The sequence below is a fragment of the Mycolicibacterium sediminis genome, assembly GCF_010731735.1.
Classification (GTDB): Bacteria; Actinomycetota; Actinomycetes; order Mycobacteriales; family Mycobacteriaceae; genus Mycobacterium; species Mycobacterium sediminis.
Genome location: NZ_AP022588.1, coordinates 417,008 through 434,147, shown reverse-complemented (window position 1 = coordinate 434,147; position 17,140 = coordinate 417,008). Strand labels below are relative to the sequence as shown.

The following is a 17,140-nucleotide window of genomic DNA, read 5'->3' as shown; positions in this document are numbered from 1 at the left end:
GCGAAGGAGTGTGCGATGGTTGCTGATGATGCGAGTATGACGTTGGTGCTCAACCGATTACGTCGTGCGCAGGGTCAGTTGTCGGGGGTGATCTCGATGATCGAGCAGGGCCGCGACTGCAAGGACGTGGTGACCCAGCTGGCGGCGGTGTCGCGCGCATTGGACCGGGCCGGATTCAAGATCGTCGCGACCGGGATGCGCCAGTGTGTGACCGGCGAGGCCCCCGAGGGTACGACGCCGTTGACCGAGGCCGAGCTGGAGAAACTGTTTCTGGCGTTGGCCTGACCTATTGAGAAGGGAGTGAGAGATGGGATACGCCTTGTCGACGACACTGCGCACGACATTCGACGACGCGGTGGCGCGCACGCGTACGGCGTTGTCCGAGCAGGGTTTCGGTGTGCTCACCGAAATCGACATGAAGGCCACACTGAAGGCCAAACTCGGTGAGGACATGGAGAACTACCTGATCCTGGGTGCGTGCAATCCACCGCTGGCGCACCGCGCCGTGACCTGCGATCGACAGATCGGGTTGCTGCTGCCCTGCAATGTGGCGGTGCGCACCGACCCCGACGACGCGGACACCATCATCGTCGATGCCATGGATCCGCAGGTCATGGTGCAAATGTCTAATGCGCCCGGGCTGCGGGAGGTCGCCGACGACGCCGCCGAGAAGTTGCAAGCGGCGATCGCCTCGCTGCAGCAGACCGCGGCCAGCTAGACAGCCACAGACTCCGATGCCGTCCCCGCACCGATGACCATCGCGCTGGCGCTGGCTTTCGGGGCGGTCATCGGGGTCCTGCTGGGCTTGCTCGGCGGGGGCGGGTCCATCATGGCCATCCCGGCCCTGGTCTATGCACTTGGGCTGGACTTCCAACAGGCCGTGCTCATCGCGCTGATCGTAATCGCGGTGGCCTCCGCGGTGGGATCGCTACCCAAAATTTCTGCCGGGCAGGTCAATTGGCGGCTGGCGGGTGTGTTCGCCCTTGCCGGCATCCCGGCCGCGTTCGCCGGTTCCGCCATCGGTGACCACCTACCGCAAACGGTCGTCATGGTGGGGTTCGCCGTGGTCATGGTCGTCGCCGGGATCCGCATGCTGACCGACGCCGACGACACCGGCGGCGCGTGCGAGATCGCTGACGGCGGGATCAACTGGCGCCGCTGCGCACCGCGCTCGATCCCCGCTGCTGCTGTTGTCGGGTTGCTCACCGGCCTGTTCGGCGTGGGCGGCGGATTCCTCATCATTCCCGCGCTGGTGATCATGTTGGGCGTGGAGATGCCGATCGCGGTGGGGACCTCCTTGCTGATCATCACCGCCAACTCCGCGGCCGGCATCGCCTCGCACGCTCAGGACGCCACCATCAACTGGTCGGTGACCGCAGCCTTCGTCGCTACCGCGGTAGCCGGCTCGCTGATCGCCGGGCAGCTCGGCACCAAACTGAACAACACCCGCCTCCAGCACTGGTTCGCCTACCTCGTCTTCGTGGTCGCGGCCTACGTCCTCGTCGACACCCTGCTCCTGCATTGAGGCACAACACCGACGTGACACCCCACCCCCAATTCGAACAAGGAGTTCATCTCATGGACGTGTCCATCATCGAAACCTCCGGTCTCGGAGACCGCAGCTACCTGATCACCCACGGTGACACCGCGGTGGTGATCGACCCGCAACGCGACATCGACCGGGTACTCGACCTCGTCGCCGACCACGGCGTGCAGATTACCCACGTACTCGAAACCCACATCCACAACGATTACCTCACCGGCGGCCTGGAACTGGCCCGCACGACCGGCGCGGTGTACGTCGTGCCCGCCGGCGACGACGTCGACTACCAGCGACACGCCGTCACCGACGGAGACACCATCGACGCCGGGCCCATCCAGCTCCGCGTCCTGCACACCCCTGGCCACACCCATCACCACGTCAGCTACGTGCTGCAGGACGCCGCCGGCACGGTGCACGGTGTATTCACCGGCGGGTCCATGCTGCACGGCACCACCGGGCGTACTGACCTGCTCGGCAGCGACCAGACCGAAACCCTGTCGCACGCGCAGTTCCATTCGGTGCGTCGCCTCGCCGCTGAACTGCCCGACACCACCGCGGTCTATCCCACCCACGGCTTCGGCAGCTTCTGCTCCTCCAGCCCCGCCACCGGCGACTCCTCCACCATCGCCGAACAACGCACCACCAACCCTGCACTCACTCAAGACGAACAGACCTACGTCGAGGAACTCATCGCTGGGCTCTCGGAATATCCGACCTATTACGCCCACATGGGCGTCATCAACAGCCGCGGCCCCGCCCCCGTCGACCTGTCACTGCCGACACCGGTAGACCCCCAGGAACTGCGTCGACGGATCGACGCCGGCGACTGGGTCATCGACCTACGCAACCGCACCGCCTTCGCCGCCGGACACCTCGCCGGCACCCTCGGCTTCGAACTCTCAGGATCCTTCGTCGCCTACCTCGGCTGGCTCTACACCTGGGGCGCCCCGCTCACCCTCATCGGCGACGACCACGACCAAATCCTCGAGGCGCGACGCGAACTCGCCCGCATCGGCGTTGACAACCTCACCGGCTCCGCTACCGGAGACGTCCACACCCTGGCCCACGACACCCCGCTGCGCAGCTACCGCGTCGCCGACTTCGCCGCCCTCGCCACCGAGATCGACAACCCCAACATCACTGTCCTCGACGTCCGCCGCGCCGACGAATACGACAACGGCCACATCCCCAACGCCCTCAACATCGCCCTGCATGAACTACCCGGCCGCGTCGGCGACGTCCCCACCGGTGAAGTCTGGGTGCACTGCGCCTCCGGCTACCGCTCCTCCATCGCCGCATCACTCATCGACCAACCCGACCGCGCCGTCGTCCTCATCGACGACAAATACACAGAGGCCCAGAACCTGAACCTGACGACGTGAGCCTGTCGCCCTCGCAGGTGTGGCTCTTGCGGACATCGCGCAACTCATGCGCCCTCGGAAGGGGGTGTTTCAGGTCTTGCAGGAGCCGTCAGCCGACGATGGGCTCACCACGTCGCGGGGCTGTTGGTTTGGTGGGCCACCAGCTGGCTTCGCGTAACAGTGTGGCGATAGCGGGCACGGTGAGGGTGCGCACGAGGAAGGTATCGAGCAGCAATCCGAAGCCGATGATGAGGCCGGCTTGGATCATGATGGCGACTGAGCCGACCATGAGGCCGAACATGCTGGCCGCGAATATCAGACCAGCTGAGGTGATGACGGCTCCGGTGTTTGCCACGGTGCGCAGGACGCCGACGCGGATGTTGGTCCCGGATTCTTCGCGGAGCCGTGAGACGAGCAGCATGTTGTAGTCGGCGCCGACGGCGACGAGGATGATGAATGCCAGTAATGGTACGGGCCAAGCGATTTCGTAGCCCAGTCCCCATTGGAATACCACAACGCCGATGCCGAGCGAAGCGAGGTAGTTGAGCACGACGGTGCCTAGTAGGTAGAGCGGTGCCAGGAGTGCGCGCAGCAGTAGGACCAGGATGACGCCGACGATGATTATGGTGGCGACGGCCAGTTGTGCGAAGTCGGCCCATAGGAATCGTTGGATATCGGAGTTGACGGCGGGGAAGCCGGCGACGGATACGGTGGCGTCGGCGAGCGACGTGTTGGGTCGTGCGGTGTTGGCGGTGTCGGTGATGCGGCTGGCGAGCTCCATGGCTTCGACGCTGTAAGGGTCGTGGCTGCTTTCGATCATGAACCGCGCGGTCTTGCCGTCCGGTGAGAGGAATTGCTTGGCAACGTCGGTGAATTGCCGGTTCTCGAATGCATTAGCGGGCAAGTAGAAACCGCTCGAGGAGTCGGAGTCCGCCGCTGCGCGTGAGGAATTCTGTAGTTGGGTGGCGATCTGGCTCATGCCGGACAGCATTTCGATGTTGCTGTCGGCCAGGGTGCGGACACCGGTCGCGAGTGCTTGAGCGCCGGAGGCCAGCTGTCCGATTCCCTCCTGTAGTCGGCGGAGGTTGGTGGCCAGGTCGTCGGGATCACCCAGGGCTCCGAATGCCTTGTCCAGCGAGGCGACTGCGTTCTGGACGTTGGCGAGGGTGCCACCAACGGTGGCATTGGTCGCGGGATCGTAGCGGTCCCCGAGGTCGGCGATCTGGTCGAAGAATCCGCTGTCGCGCAGGCTGACCAAAATCTTCACCTGGTCACGAATTTGGGCGCACTGCGGGGTGGCGGCACACCACGGTGAGGTGTTGAGCGCGCCCACGAGTGGATCGAGCTGGGTGATCGCGTTCTGCGCCTGGTTGGCCAGCGGTCGCAGTCCTGGGCCGGATTGGATGGCTTGGTCGACGGCGGGGGCGGTGGCGGAAAGTTGTTGCAGCAGTGGGCGGAACTGGTTGACCTGAGTTCCCGCGGATTGAGCTTGGGTGAGGATTCCGGCCAGTGGCGCGAGGGCGGTGCGCACCGTGCCATCGAGTTGGGCGAGGCCGTCGGCGAGCTGGTCGGCGCCGCCGGTGAGTTTGGCGAGGTCGTCTTTGCGTGAGTTGCCCTCGGCGACCGCGCTGGCCATTTTGTCGCCGATCTGGCCGTTCTGCCAGGCCAGTTCCGCTTGGTCGAGGCGCTCCCCGGTGGGGCGGGTGACTCCGGACACCCTGGTGACGCCAGGGATCTGGGAGACGCGAGAGGCCATCTCGTCGAGATCGGCCAGCCCCCTCCCGGTCCGCATGTCGGTCGGGTTCTCTACGACGAGGAACTCGCTGATGACGACGTCCTTGCGGAAGTGGCGGTCCAGAAGTTGGTAGCCCTGGTTGCTGGCCGTGGTGTCTGGTTGTCCCTTGCGGTCGTCGTAGCTGATTTTGATGGTCGCAGCGGCTGCCGATAGGGCGAGCAGGATGGCCAGGCTGACGATCAGCAGTGGCACCGGACGGCGGACCACGGCGACGGCGACGCTGTTCCAGTAGCGGCGGGTGCGATCGGATTTGGGTTCACCGATGCCGCGTTTGGCGGCTAGCGACAGCACGGGTGGCAGCAGGGTGACGGTCGCCAGAAATCCGAACAGCACGGCGATGGCACACGCGGGGCCCAGGGCGGCGAAGACGCTGAGCCGCGCGAAGACCATGGCCAAGAACGCGAGTGCCACGGTGGCGGCGGACGCCAGGATGACGCGCCCGATGCTGGCGGTGGCGTGGATGATCGCCTGATCAGCGGGTACTTGGGCGCGGCGCTGCTCGTGGTACCGGCTGATCAGAAAAACTGTGTAATCAGTTCCGGCGCCGAGCAGGATCGCCGTCATGAATGCGACGGTGAACTGGGAGACCGGCATGCCCATCTCGCCGAGGGCGGATAGCACGCCGCGCCCAACCGCCAGGCTCAACCCGATTACCAGCAGTGGCAACAGCGCGGTGAACACTGACCGGTAGACGATCAGCAAGATCAGGGCGATCACGCCGGCGGTAGCGATTGAGATCAGCAGCAGGTCGTGCTCGGCGGAGGCGATCATGTCGCTGAAGGTCGCCGGTGGTCCCGTCACTTGGACGGTCGTGGTCGATCCGGTGAACACCTCCGCGGCGATGTCGCGCACCGCGTTCAAGGATTCGGCTGCCGTGGGGTCTCCGAGGGTGCCGGTGACACCGACGGGCAGATACCAGGCTTTGCGGTCGGCGCTGACTGCCTGAGCTTCGGTAATCGGATCGGCCAGCAGGTCCTGCACCAGCAGGACGTGGTCGCCCTCGGCCTGCAACCGGCGCACGAGTTCGCCGTAGCGCTGCCGTGCAGTTGGAGTCAAGCCAGTGGGGTCTTCCATGGCGACGAACACCATGGTTTTCGAGCCTTCTTCGCCGAACGCGGCGCTCATGCGGTCAACCGTCTGCAAGGACGGGGCGTCGCGAGGAATGAGGTCCACCGACTGTTGGCGAACCACGGTTTCCAGCTGTGGGAACAGCAGCGCGAGAACCACCGCGGCACCTAGCCATACCCCGATGACGAGCGCTTTGTGTCGGAGGGTGAACCGGGCCAGGGTCGCCAACCGTTCGCTGTACTCGCGAGTGTCGGCCGGGTCGGTGGATCCGTTGGCGCGCCGACCAGGCCGCTTGGCCTGGCTTGGGGCATCTGCACTGCCGTCGGTCACTTGGCCTCCACTGGTAGCGATACTGCCGGTATCGGTACGCTACCGCACGTAGTGCAAGTGGTGACGGCGACCGGTGGTGGCCTCGCTCAAGAGCGTCATGAGTCGACTCCCCACGGGATTGCAGCGGGCCAGTCGGCCACGAATACCTGCACGGCGTGCAGGGCGCCTCCTACCGCCACCCTCGCCAGTGCCGCACGATCACTGCTGGGAGCAGGAATGACGACAGCCGCTGCCACGTCTCTGAGAACTCGAAGTCCGAGCGTTCTGATCGTCAAGCGCTGCCCTCCGCGGAGTCCTATGGTGGCACGCGCCCCCACTGGTGGCGGATGCCACCAGATTGTTGCGACCTACTGTGGTTTGCCAAGATGGACATGTGCGGACGCGGTCGAAGAGATGGGGCGGGCGTACCGGTGCTGAACGCCGGGCGGAGCGCCGTCAGCGCCTCATTGATGCCGCGACGGAAATCTGGAGTGAAAGCGGTTGGGCAGCAGTCACGATGAGAGGAGTGTGCGCCAAAACCGGCCTGAACGACCGTTACTTCTACGAAGACTTCAAGACCCGCGACGAGTTACTTGTCGCTGCATGGGACGGCGTGCGCAACGAGATGCTCGGTGAGGTTTCTGCGACGCTCGCAGAACGCATCGGGCAGCCGCCGATGGAGACCATCCGCGTGACCATCGCCGCGGTGGTCGACCGGATTGCAGAGGATCCGGGCAGGGCGAAGATTCTACTGGCTCAACACGTGGGCAGTTCCCCGCTTCAGGATCGGCGCGCTGTCGCACTGCAGGAGGCGACACACCTGGTGATCGCAGCCAGTGAGCCACACCTGAGGCCGGAAGCCGATGAAACCGCCCTTCGAATGGACACACTGGTGGCCGTTGGTGGCTTCGTCGAATTGATCACCGCATGGCATGCAGGTTTGCTTGACGTCATCCAGGGGGAGATCGTGGAGCACACGAGTCGGCTTGCCGAGACGCTCGCCGAACGTTATTTGGTCGACGACGCTGGCCTCTAATGTTGTACAGCGGCGTTCAGTGTTCAGTCCGGAATGAAGCAAGCGGAGGCACCTCGACATTCGCGAAGCGCGGCCGGGAGGCGCCAGAAGCTAGCTCTGAGGTTTGGCTTTGGTCGTGGCCGACTCGACTGCGTTCTGCAGCAGCACATAGCTGCCGAGGCTGCCCAGGAAACCTGCGCAGTGCTGAACGAGTTCATCGGTGGTGAACTCGAGTTCTCCGTCGAGCCAGCGGCGCAAGACTTCGAATAACCCACCCACGCCCAATGTCGAGGCCAAATGGGCAACGCCCACTGCGGAGTCGGCGATGTCAAGGTGAAGTCTGGCCTCACGCAATACGAGGTCGGTGAAACCGGTCATCATGTCGCTGCGTAACTCCCGAAGCAGCGGCTCCGTTGCAGATTCCACGAACAAGATCCGACCCAGTCGAGGATCGTTGTTGATCATGCTGACCAGCCCGCGGATCGGCGCGTACGCGAGCACCTCGGGTGGGGCGCCGGCATCGGGGATCGCGTCAACTATCACCTCCTGGAAGGTTGCGTAGAGCTGCTGGTAGACAGCTCGCAAGAGGGCGTCTCTGTCAGGGAAATGCTGATAGAAGTAGCGTGACGTCACGCCGGACTCAGCGCATACGGCAGTCACCGTGGCGGCGGCAACGCCGTGCGTGCCGATCAACTCCATCGCGGCCTCGATGAGACGCGTGCGCCTGTTCCGGTGACGCTCCTCGGCGGACATCCCGCTGTACACCCGCACCGATCGCACAACGCATAGCTTGCCATCTAATTCTGACTAGGCGTAAAGTCAGATCATCAGTGCCCATGACAACAGGAGAACAACATGAGCGACGATTCGTCCACACGGCCCACCACGCGGGTCGTCCCGAAGCCCCGCCGTGTCCGATTCGACATGCCTGCTGGGACCAGCCGGCAGCACTTCGTCGATGGCGACTTGGTGATGAGCCACTTTGTGTCCACCTTGTCGGCCACGTTCCCCGAAGGCGAAGACTTCTTCATCCGGTCAGTCCGCGAGTACCGGGACCACATCAGCGACGCTGACCTGAAGGAGGCGGTCAAGGGATTCATCGCTCAAGAGGCCACCCACCGGCACCAGCATCGGCTGCTCAACGATCGCCTTCAAGCGATGGGCTATCCCACCGAGGGGATCGATCGGCATATCAAGAAGTTGGTTGGCCGACTCGAGAAGCGTTTTTCTCCCAAGATGCGCCTGGCTGTGACGGCAGCCCTCGAGCACTACACGGCGACATTCGCCGAGATCATTCTCACCAGCGACGAAGCTCAAGAACTGATCGGCTACACCGAGGTGCGGCCGATTCTGCTTTGGCACGCACTGGAGGAATGCGAGCACAAGGCCGTCGCTTTCGATGTCTACGAGACGGTCGGTGGAAGCGAACGCACCAGGGTCTGGGGAATGCGGATCGCCAGTCTCCTATTGTTCACCGAGTTGGTCATCCAGACCACCCGCTCTCTGGCCGGCGATCGTGCCGCCTACAACCCGGTGCGGTTGCTGCGCAGCCTTCGAGCCTTCCGTCATAACCCGCTGTTCAGCCGAGCAGCGATTGAGCGCTTCCGTTCCTACACCCACGCCGGGTTCCATCCCGACGACTGGGATAGCGCAGAAATCCTCGAACGTTGGACCAAGGAACTCTTCGACGCCGATGGCGGCCAACAGCTACGGAGTAATGTGTAGGTCGACAAGTACTTTTGTGGTGAAAGCCGCCATATGGAACGACCTCTTCACGAAGAAGTGCGTTGCGCCGTGGCCGCATCGCGCGTTCAGGCATTCCGCTGATGCGGGCGGAAGGGCCATTACCGCCGTCCCGCGAGCGTCCGAAGACGTCCCGGCAAATCTGGACACAAGTTGGCGCCGTGTCAGCGGGCGCGCATGTCTTCTACGAATTGCTGTCCGGAGTTGCGATGCCGTTCGCGTCGGTGATTGGTCCGGTGCCGGCAGCGACGGGTTGGGGCATGAGCACCGCAGTAGTACTTCGCATGGCGGAACGTGCCGATAAGCGTCACGAGGCTGTCCTCGGTGTTGTGAACGGCCTGTTCCTGACGACCGTGTTGGCTCACTTCATACACTGGCCGAAGCGCTGGAGATTTGGTGTGCCAAGCCTGTCCGAGTGCGAAGGACTATGCGGCCCAATCCTGGTGCCTTACAACGGTATTCTCTACATTTCGGGACTCAGTGCTGTAGCCGGATTGCTGGAGAATGGTCGCCGAGGTGCGGTCCGTGGTGCGATCGTCCCGCTGGTGGGTGTTCCAGTTCTCCTTCGACTGCAGCGGATGGAATTCCGTCGGCTCAGGCTTCAGGCCCGGCGCAATCCTCGGTGGTGGAATCGCCGTCTGCAGATGCAACCGCCCGACCGTTCGACATCGTCAGATCCCGACCAACAGGTGCTAGGGGCAGAGTCATAGCACGGAGTCGACATGGCGAGCCGATCACCCTTCAGTCAACGGAGGGTCGAACTCCGTCAGGGGGCCATGCTTCGAGGCCGTCTTCTAGCGGCACGTGCAAGGACCGCAGCAGCGCTGAGAACAATCTCCAATTCCCGATCGCGGCGACGAGTTCGACGAGGACGGCCGGGTCCCCGTGCAACGCGCGCTGACACTCAGCCCAGGTTTCATCCGAGATGGTGCCGTCACGCAACGTCTCGTCTGTCGCCGCCAGTACCGCCCGCTCGGCTTCGCCGAAGTGGCCGGCGTTCTGCCAGTCGCGCACCCCGAGCAGGTCGCGTTCGGGCACTTCGAGCAAGCGGGCAACCCTCCAGTGTTGCGTCCATTCATAGACCGAATCAGTGACCCAGCCGATTCGCATGATGATCAGCTCCCGTAAACGCGCATCCAGCGCGCCTTTCCACAGCAACGCCTCCAGCATTCCATGCAATGCGACGGCCACAGGGGGCTGATGAAGCGCGATCCTGAAAACAGACAGTTCAGCCATGGCGTCCGGAATCCCGCATTGAGCGGCGCGCTCGCGGGCATCTGTCAGGGCAAGCATGTCAACCCGGCTTTGGCTGCTCACGGTGGATCCTTCCGGTTGGGCGCTAGTTGGCGCTGTCAGGCGATCGGCACAAAGACGTTGTGCAGAGCGGGAACCCGGTCCGGCTCGTTGCCGGCCAGAAGGTCGAGCAGCCCGGGCAGGCCGGCGAAACCGGTGATCTCGCGGTGCAATTCTTCGAAGGGCCAACGCCTAGAGACCAGCAGCTCGATGGCGCTCTGGTAGGCGGGGTAATCGACCCCCAACGAACCGAAGATGCGTAGTTCTTTGAATACGAGCAGGTCTGGCTCGAAGCCCGGCGCTCCTCCGCCGCCGCGTGTGCCCGCGACCACCACGCGTCCGCCGGGCTGCGCGAGTGCGACGGCGTCCGCGAATGCGGCTGGCGCCTTCGCGGTGACGTCGACGACGACATCTGCGAGCCGGCCGGTCGCCATTTGCAGGGCCTGCGCCGGGTCGTCTTCGGTGACGTCGATGGTCAGGTCCACGCCGAACTGGTGGGCTGCGGCTAGCCGAGTTCGGTCGCGAGGGCCGACCCCGGTCATCGCGACGAATGCCGCTCCGGCCTCCTTGGCGGCTACGGCAGCACAAATCCCGCGGATCCCTGGTCCGAGGACCGCGACGACGTCGCCCGGGCTTGTCTCGGGCAACATGGCAGCCCATTTGATCCCTGCGCCAAGCGGATTGAACAACGTCGCGACGATCGGGTCGAGTCCGTCCGGGACCGGCAACAACATGGAATCGAACGGCAGATGCAGGTGGGTTGCGTAGCCTCCCCACAGGCCGGGCGGGATGTTGGCGTCGACGAAGCCGAACATGGTGGCGAGGCCGTTGCTCGAGCACCTGCGATACTCGCCGCGGCCGCACGAGTCGCACTCCCGACACGATCGGAACACCTCGACGGCGACTCGCTGACCCACCGAGACGCCCCAACGCTGGCGCGCGGCGTCACCGATTCCCTCGATGACGCCGATGATCTCGTGTCCGGGGATGAAGGCGAACCCCGTCGGCAGGTGTCCGCTGAACTGCTCGTGGTCGGTTCCGCAGAGCCCGCACGCCTCGATCCGCAGGAGACCGGACTCGTCGTCGATGCGCGGCACCGGAAGATGCCGCCGTTCAAGGGTGCGCGGCTTGGTCAGCACGAGCGCGTCGGCGTTCACGACAGTTCGAATTCGACGTGTCCGTCGGCCTGCCGCACGGCGACTTGGTGTCCGACGCACATGTCTCGTGACATTGCCACCGCCACCTCGGCATCGTCACTGCGCGCCGCGACGCGGCGGCCGTCGGTCATGCGCGCGAAAATCGGCACCCAGGAGGGGCCTTGGTCACGGTCGTGCACGACGGTGTATCCATCTATGGTCGCCTCTCCGGATGCGTCGGCGGGAGAAGCGACCGGGAGGGAGGTGCCGTCGATCGCAGACTGCGCATCGGCCATGTCCGGAGTCTGCCATCCCGTTGGCGGTGGGGTCGCCGACCACAGACCCAGCGAGTGCTTTGTGATGTACCAGCCCAGTCCGGACACGAGCCCGACGGCGTCCGGGTCGCTCCTGCAGCGTCGCACCATCTCGACGATCGAATGGCTGACATAGTTGTTACCCGGCCCTCCGTGGTAGGGCAGTCCGCCGGTCACCGTGAACCCGCGGTCATCCGCCGGGTCGAGATCCAAGGCGTCGATCGCCGCCTCGACCGCGGAAGGAAAGCAAGAGTAGAAATCGAACCATCTGATGTCGTCGATGTGAAGTCCACTGGCCGCCAATACCGCCTTGCCGGCGGCCCTTATTCCGGCGGAACGACCCAGATCAGGCCGCTGAACCGGGAAATACACGTCGTTGCATGTGGCCGACGACCACGGGAAGACCCAACGATCACTGGGCACTCCGAGTTCCTCGGCGACTTCGGCGGCCATGATCACGAAAGCGGCAGCCATATCCACGGCAATGATGCTGTTGAGCAGCTTCGGATACGGCTCGCACACCATCCGGTTAGCCGGGGAGACCGTGCTGAGCTCGTCTGCGCTACGGGCACGCGGAAACCAGGCCTGCTCGGGATGTCGGGACGCCTCAACCGTGAACGGAGCCATCAAGTCACCCAGCCAGCGGCGCTGTTCGTCGAATGTGCGGCCTGATCGGGCCGCGATCGCGGATTCGAAGATCGGGTACACCTCGTGCGGCCAATGTAACCCGGCGCCCATCTCGGCTTCGCTCAGTCCCGGGCGGGTGTCACCGAGTGACTCGTCCTGTGCTGCGACGGGTTTGGGCTCCAAAAGTGCGCTACCGGATGCGACTTTGCGTGCTGACGCGCCGCTTTCCGCTCCGACGATCAGAGCCGCGTCGCTGACGCCGCGCCAAATGCGGCGGCCGAGGACCTCGACCAGATACTGGGGGGTGTTGCCGCCGACCGGACAACTGATGCGATGATTCGGCGTCAGTCCAGTCGCTTCGGCAATCCTCGACGCGGGGTTGTCGCGTGGGATCATCAAGATTCCGGGCGTCGCCACGGTATCGATGCGATGCCCGATCGCGGCCGACGCATCATGCAGTGCTCGACGCGCGGCCTCGGCGGCCAAATCGATGGGATCGACGGTGCCTTCACCGCGATGTGTGAGTTCACCGACGCCGACGACAACTGGAGTGCGTGGTGGGATGGCCAACGGTCAGATCACGCTCATCGTCGAGGTCTTCTATGCGACACGACTGCGATATTGTCACATCCGTTTCCATGCGACAACCGCGGGTGTTCGACAGAGCGAGTCCCTTGACAGGGCATACTCGTACCCGTGACGAAGAGATCGTTGCGGCGGGGCGACGCGACTCCTGGGCGAAACCGCGATATGGCGCGCGATCGCCTACTAGACGCCGCCGAAACGTGCCTGCAAGGCAAGGGGCTGTCGGGCACCACGATGGAGGATATCGCCAGGCAAGCGGGCGTATCGCGCGCCACGGTCTATCGCTACTTCGCGAGTCGCGAATCCGTCGTATCCGGTGTCATCGTCCGCGCAGCGGAACGCTACCTGCACCGCACCAGCGGACGGATCTTGGCGCACACCGACTTGGGCTCTGCCATACTGGACTTCGTTGCAGTCACGGTGCGCGCGGCACGCCGCGAACCGATAATCGGCATGCTCTTCGCCAGCGACGATGAACTCGCCGGCGTGGGACTGGCCGAGGGAACGTCGGTGGCGCTGTTCGAACTCGTCGCCGAGTTTCTGCGACCCGTGTTCGCCGCACACTGGCATCAACTCGAAGCCGGCGTTTCGGTCGATGACGCCGCCGAATGGATTTTGCGCATCATCCTCAGCTTGCTCTCGGTTCGCGGCCCCCGGCACCGCAGCCCCGAAGGAATCGACGCTTTCTTGCGCCGATTCCTGCTTCCCGCGCTACTGGCCGACACTCACAGTTGCATTGCTGCGACAACTGCGGAGTAGTGTCTCAGCGATGGCATCGGTATCGCTGAACGAAACGAGGCGCTGACCATGGACTTCCCCCAGTTCAACAAGCAAATAGCCGAGGAGCTCCAGCACGCGGGGGGAACCTCGGGAGGGCTCGCCAAGTACTTGGACTTCCGCCACATCGAGTTCTCCGCCGGGAGACTGGTAGTGGAAATGGACGCCCGAGCCGATTTGTTGACTCCCTTCGGCACTCTGCATGGCGGATGCCTGTCAGCGATGGTCGACCACTGCTTGGGCGTGGTGTTCTATCCGGTGATCCCACCTGGGTCATGGGTGGCCACAACCGAATTCAAACTGAACCTCCTACGTCCGGTGTCCAGTGGAGTCTGCGTTGCGGTCGCCGACATCATCGCGCTGGGTAAGCGTAGCGGCGTCGCCAGGATCGACATCACCAATACGGGACGCCCGGTATGCGCCGCACAGGGAACAGTGACCGTCGTCGCCCAGAGCGCCTCGTGATCCGGTCGCGGAACGAGAACGCTGCCCAAGGCGACCATCGAGGACACAGCAAATGACCTCAACGTTCGAGCGCGTCCGCAACGAAGACGGAACCGCCCTTGCAGCCGATGTCTACCGACACGAATCCGCCCGCGCGGTCGTCATACTGCTGCACGGCGGTGGACAGAACCGCCATGCCTGGGCGACTACGGCGCGCCGCTTACACGCGCGCGGGTATACCGTCGTCGCTTACGACGCCCGCGGTCACGGCGACAGCGAGTGGGACCCCGATGGTCGATACGATCTCGACCGACTTGCATCCGACCTGCTGTCCATTCGCCGATATGCCAGCGATGGCCGCCCGCCAGCTGTCGTTGGCGCATCCTTGGGCGGCATGACGGTGTTGGGAACGCATTTGGTGGCGCCTGCCGATCTGTGGGGAGCCGTCGTACTGGTCGACATAACTCCGCGAATGGAGTTTCACGGAGCACGCCGGGTCGTGTCCTTCATGGGCGCCCATCCCGACGGATTCGATACACTGGACGCGGCCGCGGACGTCATTGCCCAGTACAACCGGCATCGCGCTCGGCCCAAGAACTTGGACGGCCTCCGAAAGGTCTTGCAGCAGCGCGACGACGGTCGGTGGATCTGGCGATGGGATCCGGCGTTCATAGCTTCCAACTTCGAGTTCCTGCAGGGCGACCCAGCAACTGGTGCCAAAGAATTCGGCGCCATAAGCGACCTTCTCATCGAAGGGGCCCGCCGGGTGCGAGCACCAACGCTTCTCATTCGCGGCGTTCACTCCGACGTGACGTCGCAGCAGTCGGTCGAGGAGTTCCTCGAAGTCGTACCGCACGCCGAGGCTGTCGACGTTTCGGGCACGGGCCACATGGTTGCGGGCGACGACAACGACGCCTTCGCCTCGGCAGTCGCAGATTTTCTCGACCGCACGCTGAACGACTCGTCGGACTGAGCGTCATTCAGGGCCCTGCGATGGCCGCGGCCCGGCCACTCTGGTTCGTTGTCGAGGTGTCAGAACTACCTCCATGAACGGAACCCCGGCGGCGCAGTATCGGCGCATCCGAAGGCAGCGATGCCAAACCGTGTGGTTCGACCATCGCCTGGGCCGAATTATCATTCGAACCGAAGCATTTTGCTGGTGGGCGCTGTCCAGGTCGGATCGAGCGGTCGGAGTTCTCCGAACCAGTGCCCGCACACCTTGACGATCACACCCGCCGCCGGGGCGACCCGGATCAGATCGGCGCTGCTGTTGGGATCTTGGAGTCAGTCGACGGCCGGGGGCGAGTCCAGAGGGGAGCCTACTGCTATCCAGGCTTCAGCTTCGGTATGCGGGAGGCGGGCGGGCATATCCGGCGCCCGATTCGACCACCTCGTCAGAGCGGCGGGCGTTCCTTCGCATGAGCAGTTCCGGAAACTTCGTGGCCGAAACGATCGAGAAAGTCGTCTATTGCGGCCAGGGCGGTGCTGATCGTTCCTCGCAATGGGGCTGCTCCGGCCGCGAAGGCCGCAAACAAGGTTATTGCGAGCAGACAACTCATGCCTCCGCCTTCCTCGTCACGCGCAGCCGTTCGCCGTGGCCCACAGCAATGGCTCGTTCGGCTGCTGAAATGGTAAAACGTGGCTCACCGCTCCTTAACAGCGTAGATACCCGGAGCCGCGATCGGTATGTCTCGAAGGGTCGAACCTGCGGGCGTCTGTTGTCTCGCAAAGACAAGTAATCGAGTACGGTCGCAGCTGTGCTTGATTCATCCGAAGTTCAAGACACCCCCGGTCACGCGGTTCATCACCTATTCCGAGACCTCGGCGACCTCGTCAGAGAATTGCCCGAGTCCATACATGGCCTTCTGATTGAGCAAGTTGCCGAACTCGCTGCCGATCAACAGCTCAAAGAGCTACTGAGTGACACCGTCGCCGCGAACGTAGACACTTGGTTCTCCGTCGTCCGTCACTCGATCCCGTTCGACCGCATGGAGTCACCGACGGCCGCCCTTGAACACGCCCGGAGGATGGCGCAACGCGAGGTACCCGTCAACGCGCTGCTGCGGGCATACAGGCTCGGGCACCAGTATGGATTGAACCTCATCATCGCTGGCCTTCGGAGCGCGGACCTACCGCCCGAGGAGAAATTGGCGCTCATTGAACACATCACCCGTGTGTCTTTCCGCTACATCGACTGGATGTCTGAGCAGGTCTTGGAGACATATCAGACTGAACGCGCGGAGTGGGACGAGAGCCGACGAAGTTTGCGTGCACAAGCCATTCGAGAGATCCTCGACGGACGCGACGTAGACCTGACCGAGGCGTCGTCGGCTATGAGGTACTTCTTGGGCGCAACGCATGTGGCTCTCATGGTATGGCTCGACCGAGATGCGGGCGCCGACACCGACGAGTTCATCGCCATGGAGCGCTTCATGCAACACGCGGTCTCCGCCACTGGAGCGAAGCAATCGGTCTACTTCTCCATCGACCGCCTCGTCGGATGCGCATGGATGACGGTTCACCGCCCGTCGGACCATTTATCGCAGCTGCGCGACTTCGTCCGGGCTCAACCTGACGGCCCAAGACTTTCCGTCGGTGAACCACTTCCGGGGATTGAAGGCTTCCGTCGCACCTACCGACAGGCTGAGCAGGCCCGTGTGGTCGCGATGGCAGCCGACGGCTCCTCACGGCACCGGATCGTCGCTGCACGAGATCCCGGTGTGGCCCTGGCCTCGATGCTGATGACCGATGACGCGACTCTGAAGGAATGGATTCACGATGTGCTGGGCCCGTTGGCTCAGAACACTGCATCGGACCAGCGTCTACGAGACACGCTGAGGGTGTTCTTGCGTGCCGGTTCCAGCTTCAAAGCCGCGGCCAACGAATTGCAGATACACGCCAATACCGTCAAGTATCGCGTAAATCGAGCACTCGAGCGCCGCGGTCGCCCGATCGCCGCGGAACGATTAGACGTCGAGGTCGCCCTACTGATGTGCTATTGGCTCGGCGAAGTAGCACTGAACCCAACACAAGCCTTGGGGCGGTCCTAGTCGTTCGTGTCCCGCGAACGCCCTTGCTGCGTAACTGTGCCGTCTACTGACGAACACGCCGAATCTGAGGATGGTCAGCG

15 protein-coding genes are annotated in these 17,140 nt (G+C 63.8%); 10 read left to right on the top strand and 5 right to left on the bottom strand.

Annotation, left to right across the window (positions count from 1 at the left end; genetic code table 11):
- Positions 1-15: 15 nt before the first annotated feature.
- The 4 genes from G6N64_RS02160 to G6N64_RS02145 are packed head-to-tail and all read left to right on the top strand — an operon-like array spanning position 16 to position 2,925.
- Positions 16-285 (top strand): metal-sensitive transcriptional regulator, encoded by a 270-nt coding sequence (locus G6N64_RS02160; protein ID WP_078316087.1) that lies wholly within the window; start codon positions 16-18, stop codon positions 283-285.
- Between the two features lie 22 nt (positions 286-307).
- Positions 308-718 (top strand): DUF302 domain-containing protein, encoded by a 411-nt coding sequence (locus G6N64_RS02155; protein WP_078316086.1) that lies wholly within the window; start codon positions 308-310, stop codon positions 716-718.
- Positions 719-751: 33 nt separating this feature from the next.
- Positions 752-1,525, top strand: coding sequence for a sulfite exporter TauE/SafE family protein (locus G6N64_RS02150; RefSeq protein ID WP_078316085.1), 774 nt, complete (start codon positions 752-754; stop codon positions 1,523-1,525).
- A gap of 53 nt (positions 1,526-1,578) precedes the next feature.
- Complete coding sequence (locus G6N64_RS02145) at positions 1,579-2,925, top strand: MBL fold metallo-hydrolase (RefSeq protein WP_078316084.1); 1,347 nt, start codon at positions 1,579-1,581, stop codon at positions 2,923-2,925.
- A gap of 88 nt (positions 2,926-3,013) precedes the next feature.
- On the opposite strand, the gene G6N64_RS02140 is transcribed toward G6N64_RS02145, so the two are convergent.
- On the bottom strand, positions 3,014-6,097 hold the full coding sequence (locus G6N64_RS02140) for an MMPL/RND family transporter (RefSeq protein WP_163795409.1): 3,084 nt from the start codon (positions 6,095-6,097) through the stop codon (positions 3,014-3,016).
- Positions 6,098-6,470: 373 nt separating this feature from the next.
- On the opposite strand from G6N64_RS02140, the gene G6N64_RS02135 reads away from it, so the two are divergent.
- Positions 6,471-7,112, top strand: a complete 642-nt coding sequence (locus G6N64_RS02135; protein WP_085981140.1) for a TetR/AcrR family transcriptional regulator — start codon at positions 6,471-6,473, stop codon at positions 7,110-7,112.
- A 90-nt stretch (positions 7,113-7,202) separates the two neighbouring features.
- Here the strand turns inward: G6N64_RS02135 and G6N64_RS02130 are convergent, their stop codons facing one another.
- Positions 7,203-7,844 (bottom strand): TetR/AcrR family transcriptional regulator, encoded by a 642-nt coding sequence (locus G6N64_RS02130; RefSeq protein WP_011895470.1) that lies wholly within the window; start codon positions 7,842-7,844, stop codon positions 7,203-7,205.
- Between the two features lie 102 nt (positions 7,845-7,946).
- Here G6N64_RS02130 and G6N64_RS02125 point away from each other — a divergent pair, with 102 nt between their 5' ends.
- On the top strand, positions 7,947-8,816 hold the full coding sequence (locus tag G6N64_RS02125) for a metal-dependent hydrolase (RefSeq protein WP_105387184.1): 870 nt from the start codon (positions 7,947-7,949) through the stop codon (positions 8,814-8,816).
- A gap of 759 nt (positions 8,817-9,575) precedes the next feature.
- On the opposite strand, the gene G6N64_RS02120 is transcribed toward G6N64_RS02125, so the two are convergent.
- Genes G6N64_RS02120 through G6N64_RS02110 form a run of 3 tightly spaced genes read right to left on the bottom strand, consistent with a single transcriptional unit; the run spans position 9,576 to position 12,774 of the window.
- Positions 9,576-10,151 (bottom strand): carboxymuconolactone decarboxylase family protein, encoded by a 576-nt coding sequence (locus G6N64_RS02120; protein ID WP_372481192.1) that lies wholly within the window; start codon positions 10,149-10,151, stop codon positions 9,576-9,578.
- A 35-nt stretch (positions 10,152-10,186) separates the two neighbouring features.
- Positions 10,187-11,284 carry a zinc-dependent alcohol dehydrogenase gene (locus G6N64_RS02115; protein ID WP_163795408.1) on the bottom strand — a complete coding sequence of 366 codons (1,098 nt, stop codon included), beginning with the start codon at positions 11,282-11,284 and terminating at the stop codon, positions 10,187-10,189.
- Positions 11,281-12,774: an acetyl-CoA acetyltransferase gene (locus tag G6N64_RS02110; protein WP_163795407.1), complete on the bottom strand. Its 1,494-nt coding sequence runs from the start codon at positions 12,772-12,774 to the stop codon at positions 11,281-11,283. Before G6N64_RS02110 ends, G6N64_RS02115 begins: the two co-directional genes overlap by 4 nt.
- 180 nt (positions 12,775-12,954) lie before the next feature.
- Here G6N64_RS02110 and G6N64_RS02105 point away from each other — a divergent pair, with 180 nt between their 5' ends.
- The 4 genes from G6N64_RS02105 to G6N64_RS02090 all read left to right on the top strand — a co-directional run bounded on the left by G6N64_RS02105 (position 12,955) and on the right by G6N64_RS02090 (position 17,060).
- Positions 12,955-13,548: a TetR/AcrR family transcriptional regulator gene (locus G6N64_RS02105; RefSeq protein ID WP_174266912.1), complete on the top strand. Its 594-nt coding sequence runs from the start codon at positions 12,955-12,957 to the stop codon at positions 13,546-13,548.
- Between the two features lie 48 nt (positions 13,549-13,596).
- Positions 13,597-14,031, top strand: coding sequence for a PaaI family thioesterase (locus G6N64_RS02100; RefSeq protein ID WP_011895463.1), 435 nt, complete (start codon positions 13,597-13,599; stop codon positions 14,029-14,031).
- 52 nt (positions 14,032-14,083) lie between these two features.
- On the top strand, positions 14,084-14,983 hold the full coding sequence (locus G6N64_RS02095; RefSeq protein WP_163795405.1) for an alpha/beta fold hydrolase: 900 nt from the start codon (positions 14,084-14,086) through the stop codon (positions 14,981-14,983).
- Positions 14,984-15,767: 784 nt separating this feature from the next.
- Positions 15,768-17,060 (top strand): PucR family transcriptional regulator, encoded by a 1,293-nt coding sequence (locus tag G6N64_RS02090; RefSeq protein WP_163795404.1) that lies wholly within the window; start codon positions 15,768-15,770, stop codon positions 17,058-17,060.
- The last annotated feature ends 80 nt before the right edge of the window (positions 17,061-17,140 follow it).

Excerpts from the sequence above, each read along its gene's own strand:
- G6N64_RS02160 (WP_078316087.1), top strand. The coding sequence starts at position 16 with ATGGTTGCTGATGATGCGAGTATGACGTTGGTGCTCAACCGATTACGT.
- G6N64_RS02155 (WP_078316086.1), top strand. The coding sequence starts at position 308 with ATGGGATACGCCTTGTCGACGACACTGCGCACGACATTCGACGACGCG.
- G6N64_RS02150 (WP_078316085.1), top strand. The coding sequence starts at position 752 with ATGACCATCGCGCTGGCGCTGGCTTTCGGGGCGGTCATCGGGGTCCTG.
- G6N64_RS02145 (WP_078316084.1), top strand. The coding sequence starts at position 1,579 with ATGGACGTGTCCATCATCGAAACCTCCGGTCTCGGAGACCGCAGCTAC.
- G6N64_RS02130 (WP_011895470.1), bottom strand. The coding sequence starts at position 7,844 with ATGTCCGCCGAGGAGCGTCACCGGAACAGGCGCACGCGTCTCATCGAG.
- G6N64_RS02125 (WP_105387184.1), top strand. The coding sequence starts at position 7,947 with ATGAGCGACGATTCGTCCACACGGCCCACCACGCGGGTCGTCCCGAAG.
- G6N64_RS02105 (WP_174266912.1), top strand. The coding sequence starts at position 12,955 with ATGGCGCGCGATCGCCTACTAGACGCCGCCGAAACGTGCCTGCAAGGC.
- G6N64_RS02100 (WP_011895463.1), top strand. The coding sequence starts at position 13,597 with ATGGACTTCCCCCAGTTCAACAAGCAAATAGCCGAGGAGCTCCAGCAC.
- G6N64_RS02095 (WP_163795405.1), top strand. The coding sequence starts at position 14,084 with ATGACCTCAACGTTCGAGCGCGTCCGCAACGAAGACGGAACCGCCCTT.